8 protein-coding genes and 1 pseudogene are annotated in these 7,134 nt (G+C 63.7%); 4 read left to right on the forward strand and 5 right to left on the reverse strand.

From position 1 onward, the window contains the following. The 3 genes from zapE to glpK all read left to right on the forward strand — a co-directional run. On the forward strand, positions 1-339 hold a 339-nt coding region (gene zapE / locus AC062T_RS05565; protein WP_476028169.1), incomplete at its 5' end, for an AFG1/ZapE family ATPase. A gap of 46 nt (positions 340-385) precedes the next feature. Further along, a complete protein-coding gene (locus AC062T_RS05570; RefSeq protein WP_476028170.1) occupies positions 386-2,098 on the forward strand; it encodes a long-chain-fatty-acid--CoA ligase in 1,713 nt (570 codons plus the stop codon). Next, entirely contained in the window at positions 2,095-3,633 is a 1,539-nt protein-coding gene (gene glpK / locus AC062T_RS05575) for a glycerol kinase GlpK (RefSeq protein WP_476028171.1), read from the forward strand. The genes AC062T_RS05570 and glpK overlap by 4 nt, the downstream gene beginning before the upstream one ends. A 68-nt stretch (positions 3,634-3,701) precedes the next feature. On the opposite strand, the gene AC062T_RS05580 is transcribed toward glpK, so the two are convergent. From AC062T_RS05580 to AC062T_RS05590, 3 genes are all read right to left on the reverse strand, one after another. Continuing rightward, on the reverse strand, positions 3,702-3,875 hold the full coding sequence (locus tag AC062T_RS05580) for a hypothetical protein (protein ID WP_199220404.1): 174 nt from the start codon (positions 3,873-3,875) through the stop codon (positions 3,702-3,704). 55 nt (positions 3,876-3,930) lie between these two features. Beyond that, positions 3,931-4,785: a DUF3097 domain-containing protein gene (locus tag AC062T_RS05585; protein ID WP_476028173.1), complete on the reverse strand. Its 855-nt coding sequence runs from the start codon at positions 4,783-4,785 to the stop codon at positions 3,931-3,933. An 87-nt stretch (positions 4,786-4,872) separates the two neighbouring features. After that, complete coding sequence (locus AC062T_RS05590; RefSeq protein ID WP_476028175.1) at positions 4,873-5,988, reverse strand: Rv2578c family radical SAM protein; 1,116 nt, start codon at positions 5,986-5,988, stop codon at positions 4,873-4,875. A 103-nt stretch (positions 5,989-6,091) separates the two neighbouring features. Here AC062T_RS05590 and AC062T_RS05595 point away from each other — a divergent pair, with 103 nt between their 5' ends. Then, positions 6,092-6,394 carry a GNAT family N-acetyltransferase gene (locus tag AC062T_RS05595; RefSeq protein ID WP_476028177.1) on the forward strand — a complete coding sequence of 101 codons (303 nt, stop codon included), beginning with the start codon at positions 6,092-6,094 and terminating at the stop codon, positions 6,392-6,394. A gap of 21 nt (positions 6,395-6,415) precedes the next feature. Here the strand turns inward: AC062T_RS05595 and AC062T_RS05600 are convergent, their stop codons facing one another. Both AC062T_RS05600 and AC062T_RS05605 read right to left on the reverse strand, forming a co-directional pair. After that, complete coding sequence (locus AC062T_RS05600) at positions 6,416-6,859, reverse strand: DUF7782 domain-containing protein (RefSeq protein WP_476028179.1); 444 nt, start codon at positions 6,857-6,859, stop codon at positions 6,416-6,418. A gap of 48 nt (positions 6,860-6,907) precedes the next feature. Next, a pseudogene (locus tag AC062T_RS05605) lies at positions 6,908-7,134 on the reverse strand (DUF7059 domain-containing protein); the annotation flags it as partial.

The following is a 7,134-nucleotide window of genomic DNA, read 5'->3' on the forward strand; positions in this document are numbered from 1 at the left end:
TTCGCGGATCTCTGTGAGGCCCCAACCTCGGCCGGGGACTACCTCTCGTGGGCAGAGAAGTGGAACAACTGGGTTATCGAGGCAATTCCGCGACTCACGACGTGCAGCCCGCAGGCGCGGCAGCGCTTTCTCAATCTGGTCGATGTGCTCAACGACCGCGGCATCCGCACGACGTTCGTCAGCGACCTCACCCCCGAGCAGGTGCTCGAAGGGGGGCCGAAACCGACCGTCCGCGGAGCGGCTGCCGATCGTGAAGAAATGGGGCTCGGGCTAGACGGTCTGCCCATCGATGTTGCCCGCACCGCGAGCAGGCTCGCCCTGCTCCGGCGCGAGGGGTAACCCCACTCACGGCGACCGCCGCCTCACACTGACTTAGAGTTGTCAGGTGAACCCGCAGCCCGCACAGTACGAAACCGCCCGTCCCTGGCTCGCCAGCTATGCCCCGGACGTGCCCCACGAAATCCCCCTCCCCACCGGTAGCCTCCTCGACATTGTCGAGAGTTCTGTGCAGGAGTTCCCCGACCTCGTCGCCCTCGAGTTCTTTACGGCGACCACGACGTATGCCCAGCTCGGCGAGCAAATCAACCGTGCGGCCGAGGGGCTCCGTGCCCTCGGAGTGAAGGCGGGCGACCCCGTCGCTCTCGTGCTGCCGAACTGCCCTCAGCACATTGTCGCGTTCTACGCGGTGCTGCGGCTTGGCGCCATCGTGGTTGAGCACAACCCGCTGTACACCGCACCAGAGCTGCGCCATCAGTTCGAAGACCACCGGGCCAAAGTGGTTATCGCGTGGGACAAAGTCGTCGCAAACATTCAGAACTTTCCCTCCGATCTTGCGGTCGACGCGATCGTGTCAGTCGACATCACTCGCGCCATGCCGCCACTCACCAGGGTTGCCCTGCGCATGCCCATTCCGAGCGTTCGGGAGACCAGGTCTGGCCTCACCACATCCGTCTCGGGCACTGTTGCGTGGCAGACGCTCGTGAAGTCCGACCCCATCTCTGCGGATGTCCCCAAGCCGTCTGTCAATGACGTCGCCGTCATTCAGTACACAAGCGGCACAACAGGGCGACCGAAGGGGGCAACCCTCACCCACCTCAACCTCAGCGCGAACGCCGCCCAGGCGCGGGCCTGGACCCCCACAATTCCCCGAGGAACGGCCGTGGTCTACGCGGTTCTGCCCATGTTCCACGCCTACGGCCTCACGTTGTGTCTCACGTTTGCCATGAGCATCGGCGCACGCCTGGTTCTGTTCCCCAAGTTCGACCCGGCGCTCGTGCTCAAGGTCATCCGCAAGCATCCGCCGACCTTTCTGCCGGCGGTGCCCCCGATCTACGAACGACTGCGGGCCGCGGCGGATGAGACCGGCGCATCGCTCGACGGCATCCACATCGCAATTTCCGGAGCCATGCCCCTCACGACAGCTCTCGTTGAGCCGTGGGAGGCCGCGACGGGAGGCTACCTCGTGGAAGGCTACGGCCTGTCAGAGACGGCCCCGGTGTTGATGGCCAACCCCGTGCATGGCAACCGCAAGGCGGGCACGGTAGGCCTGCCGCTGCCCAACACTGAGGTGCGTGTCGTCGACCCCGAACAGCCCACGATCGACAGAGCCAGTGGCGAGGCGGGCGAGCTGATCGTTCGCGGCCCGCAGGTGATGAGTGGCTACTGGAAGAAACCAGAAGAGACCGCGGCCGTGTTCGTCGCAGACCCCAACGGCGGAGCACCCTGGTTTCGCACGGGCGATATTGTGGCGCTGGACTCCGACGGATTTGTGCGCATCGTGGACCGCATCAAGGAACTGATCATCACCGGCGGCTTCAATGTGTCGCCCAGCGAGGTCGAGGACGCACTCAAGAGCCACCCCGATGTCGTCGACGCCGCCGTTGTCGGCCTGCCGAGCGATCACAGCGGCGAGGATGTCGTCGCCGTTGTCGTGCTGCGCGCCGGTGCTGTTTTTGATGCTGAGTCCGTGCGCGACCATGGCCGCACACTGCTGACCCCCTACAAGGTTCCCCGCCGCGTCGTCTCGGCCGACGAACTGCCCAAGTCCCTGATCGGCAAGACACTGCGGCGGGTGGTGCGCGATAACCTGCTGAAATGAGCAGCGAAGCCCAGAAGCCCGAAGCGCGTTACATTCTTGCCATCGACCAGGGGACCACAAGCTCCCGTGCGATGATCTTCGATCACAGCGGCGATGTCGTGAGCGTAGGGCAGCGCGAGCACCGGCAGATCCTTCCCCGCGCTGGATGGGTCGAGCACGACCCCATGGAGATTTGGGGCAATGTGCGCGAGGTCATCGGGCTCGCCCTTGCCAAGGCCGACCTGACCCGCCACGACATCTGCGCAGTCGGCATCACCAACCAGCGCGAGACGGCCATCGTGTGGGACAAGAACACCGGCAAGCCTGTTTACAACGCGATCGTGTGGCAAGACACCCGCACGCAGTCGATCATCGATCGGCTCGCTGAGGATGGTGGCCTCGACCGTTTCATCGAGGCCACGGGGCTCCCCCTGAGCACCTACTTCTCGGCCACAAAGATCGCCTGGATTCTCGAAAACGTCGAGGGAGCGCGGGAGCGGGCCGAGAACGGGGATCTTCTCTTTGGCACCCCGGATACCTGGGTGCTCTGGAACCTCACGGGCGGCAGGCGCGGCGGGGTGCACGCCACGGACGTGACGAACGCGAGCCGCACCCTGCTACTCGACCTGCACACCCTGCAGTGGCGAGACGACATCCTCGAAGCGTTCGACATCCCCCGCTCGATGCTGCCTGAGGTGCGCTCCTCAGCGGAGATCTATGGCCACGCGTCGTCGTCAAGCCTGCTTCGCGAGACGCCCATCGCCGGCATCCTCGGAGACCAGCAGGCGGCAACATTCGGTCAGGCTGCGTTCTCCGCAGGAGAAGCCAAGAACACCTACGGCACAGGCAACTTTCTCATCGTCAACACGGGAACCGAGCCGGTGCGCAGCACGCACGGGCTGCTCACGACCATCGCCTACAAGCTCGGCGACGCCGAGACCCACTACGCGCTTGAGGGGTCGATTGCCGTTACAGGCTCTCTCGTTCAATGGCTGCGCGACAACCTCGGCATCATCGGTTCGGCGCCCGAGGTTGAATCTCTCGCCCTCTCGGTCGACGACAATGGCGGTGCTTACTTCGTTCCCGCGTTCTCGGGACTCTTCGCACCCCACTGGCGGCCGGATGCTCGCGGCGCACTCGTGGGCCTAACCCGATTTGTGAACAAGGGCCACATTGCGAGGGCTGCGCTGGAATCGATCGCGTACCAAACACGCGAAGTTCTGGATGCCGCAACGGCAGATACCGAGGCCACGCTCACAGAACTCAAGGTCGACGGTGGTGCGACGGAGAACTCAACGTTGCTGCAGTTTCAGGCCGACATCCTGGGCATACCGGTGGTGCGACCGAGTATCGGGGAGACGACGGCACTGGGGGCAGCGTATGCGGCCGGTCTCGCGACGGGCTTTTGGAGCGACCTCGATGAGCTGCGATCCAAATGGCAGGAGGGCCGCCGATGGGAGCCCACCATGGCGTCAGAGGAGCGGGACAGGCTCAACCGCAATTGGAACAAAGCGGTGAAGCGCACGCTCGACTGGGTCGACGACGACGTTCGTTAACGGACATCGACGCAAGCGCTCTGCTCGTAGTGGTCGAGCTTTAGCGGTCGAGCTTTAGCGGTCGAGCGTTAGCGGTCGACGCGCTTGAGCACGTGGACGGGGATTGCCACGGCGATGGCCACCGCAATAATGCCGCCCAGGAACATGATGAGCTCAAAGCCGGACACTGCTGAGGCGTAACCCATCAGCGCGAGTCCACCGAGGAAGATCACGAAAGAAAACACGAAGGCGACGACGTTCATGCTTCGACTTTAGCGCCCCCGGGAGCTCTCGCAGACACAGAGGCGCGCGGATGGGCTATTCCTCGGTGACAAAGTCGATGAGTTGCTCGACTCGCCCCAACAACACCGGCTCAAGGTCCGCATAGTTTCGAACGGTTCCCAGGATGCGCTTCCATGCCATGGCAATATCGGCTTGTTCTTCGTGAGGCCAGCCCAGGGCATCGCAGATGCCCTTCTTCCACTCGATGCTGCGAGGGATAACAGGCCACCGTTCCAGGCCGACCCTGGCCGGCTTCACTGACTGCCAGATATCCACGTAGGGATGCCCCACGACGAGAACATTCGCACCGTACGGACCCCGCGCCACGGCGTCGGCAATGCGACTCTCCTTCGAACCCGCAACCAAGTGGTCGACAAGAACACCGAGTCGACGCTCTCGGGTGGGGGCGAAGTCGCGCACGATCGCGTCGAGATCGTCGACGCCTTCGAGATATTCCACCGCGACACCTTCGATGCGAAGGTCGTGACCCCATACCTTCTCAACGAGTTCTGCATCATGGCGGCCCTCAACGAAGATGCGGCTACCCCTCGCCACCCTCGCCTTGTGGTCAGTGACGGCAAAAGAGCCCGATGCGGAGCGCAGTGTGCCCGCAGCAGCGGTCTTCTCGGGGGCCGTGAGCACAACAGGTTTACCCTCGAGAAGAAATCCCGGTCCCAGAGGGAATAGGCGCACCTTTCCTGCATAATCCTCGAGCTGCACATGGCGACCATCGATGCCGACGACGGCTCCGCAGTATCCGGTATCTGCCCACTCGATGACCACATCGTTGTCTGCGGCGACGCTCGGGACAGGAGCAGGGCCTCGCCGACGAGAGAAGTCCGCGAGTACGTCGGCGCTGTATCGATCGGGTCCGAAGTTATCGTCGTTCACCCTTTGAGGTTATCCGCTGGCCCCCTCCCGCAAGATCAGCCACGGCCGCGCCAACAATCGCCGAGTTCCCCCGCGGAGCGGTCGGCCCTAGAACAGCGTCGGTTGCATCTCGCGCATGCGGGCGGCCATGGCCGGCGGCATCTCCTCCGCGATGAGCGACCCCTCGCTGCCGATGCCCTGTGGCGTGCCGGCCGCAATCCGGGCGCGTCCCAGAGCGGTGGAGTGCACCCCGCCCGTTGCGGGGTCTTCTCTGCCGCGCTCGAGTCCGTGCGCACGAATCAGGGGCTTGACCTTGGCCGCCAGCCAGGATCGGTACTCCTTGGGCGCGTAAGCCCCCTTAGCGAAAAGGCTGCGATAGCGACCGATCAGATGGGGGTACTCCCGCTCTAACCAGGCGAAATACCATTCGCGAACCCCTGGCCGCAGATGAAGCGCCGAGTAGACCACGGAGGTCGCTCCCGACTCTTTAATCTGAGCGAGCGCGAGATCAAGGTGGGCGCGCGTGTCCGTGAGAAACGGCAGGATCGGCATGAGAAAGACCGTGCACTCGAGACCCGCCTCGCGGGCAGCCGTCACGGTGGCGAGTCGGGCCTTAGCCGTCGGCGTCCCCGGCTCAACCGACTGCTGGAGTTCGTCGTCGTAGATCGCTATCGACATTGCCAGATCGACGGGGACGTGATCGCTCGCCTCGACCAGCAACGGCAGATCCCGCCTGAGCAGCGTGCCCTTGGTGAGAATCGAGAGAGGCGTGCCGGTGGATGCCAGGGCCGAGATGATGCCGGGCATGAGCCGATAGCGCCCCTCCGCCCGCTGGTACGGGTCGGTGTTGGTGCCGAGGGCAACCGGATGATGACCCCAACTCGGCCGCGCCAACTCCTGAGAAAGCACCTCGGCCACATTCACTTTGACAATGATCTGGGTGTCAAAGTCTTTGCCGGCGTCGAGATCGAGATACGTGTGGGTGGGGCGGGCAAAACAGTACGTGCACTGGTGGAGGCAGCCGCGCATGGGGTTGATGGTCCAGCCGAACGGCATGTGGCTTTGACCCGGCACGCGGTTGAGCGCCGATTTGGCCAGCACCTCATGAAACGTGATGCCCTCAAACTCGGGAGTTCGCACCGTGCGCACCAGGTTATTGAGGCGCGCGAGGCCCGGAAGCACGTCGGCTTGTTCGCTATTGATCTCTTGCCCACTCCATCGCATGAGACTATTCGAACATAGTTTCGAACGGATCGCACGCAGCGAATCGCGGCCGCGACACCCCGATGTGCACCGATCGCCCATATAGACAGGTGATGATGGAGTCATGAGCGAGCCGACAGTAGAAAATGCCCCCGAGATCCACCACTACGTTCTTCGTCTCGACGGTGAAGAGATCGGGCATATCAACTACCGAGACCACGGCGACCGACGCGTGATCTTGCACACCAAGGTTGATGACGCCCACACCGGCCACGGCTATGGCACGACCCTGATCGTGGCGGCACTCGACGACATCCGCGCTCAGGACAAGCGGGTCGTCACCCTGTGCCCCATGGCTGCTGCCTATGTAATCAAGCACCGCGACTACGACGACATCGTCGACCCTCCGCACGTGCTTGAGGGCTGAATTAGCAGCCCCCGAAGCCGATCAGCCTTGTGGTGGCAGCAGAACCCCTGCAAATACGAGCTCTCTGATGCTCGGCAGCGTTTCGACTAGGAGCGCCACCCCATCGACCTCGAGCAACTGAGCGATCGCGTCGACGATGGCGCGGATGCTGAGTTCGCCATCACACGCACCGATCACGGCTGCCACGGCGGTGTCGAGCGGGTAGCTCCGCGCGAATCCCCCGCCCTGGCGCAGCGTCATGACGGTGGGGTCCTCGGCACCGGGCCAGTAGTGCCGCTCTTCTGTGACATCGCCAGAGACGGTGAGACGAGCATCCGCAATTGCGTCGCCGACAGCGACAAGCCAATCGTTGGCAGCGAAGGACGCGGCGATCGTGGTTCCGAGGGCACTTGAGCCGAGAGGCCCATCGAGGCGCTCGAGGCGGAGAAGCGACGGGCTCCCCGAGACCGGCTTGCGAAGAGCGATGTAGCCAAAGCCAACGCGCGTGACGCCGCGCTCCTCAAAGTCATCGAGTCATGCCCGGTAGAGCTCATCGAACTCCGGCGTGCCAGAGCGGGTGCCGCCATCCCGAATCCAGGTCTCTGCGTACTGCTCGACCGACTGAACCTCGCGCTCGATAACCCACGCGTCGAGACCGGTTGCCTCGAGCCATTCGGCGATGCGGTCGAAGGCATCGGAGGTCTGCGTGTATTCCCAGTTGCCGAGCATCTGGGCGGTCCCTCCCGGCCGAAGATGAGAAG

It is taken from the genome of Homoserinimonas sp., from assembly GCF_056262345.1.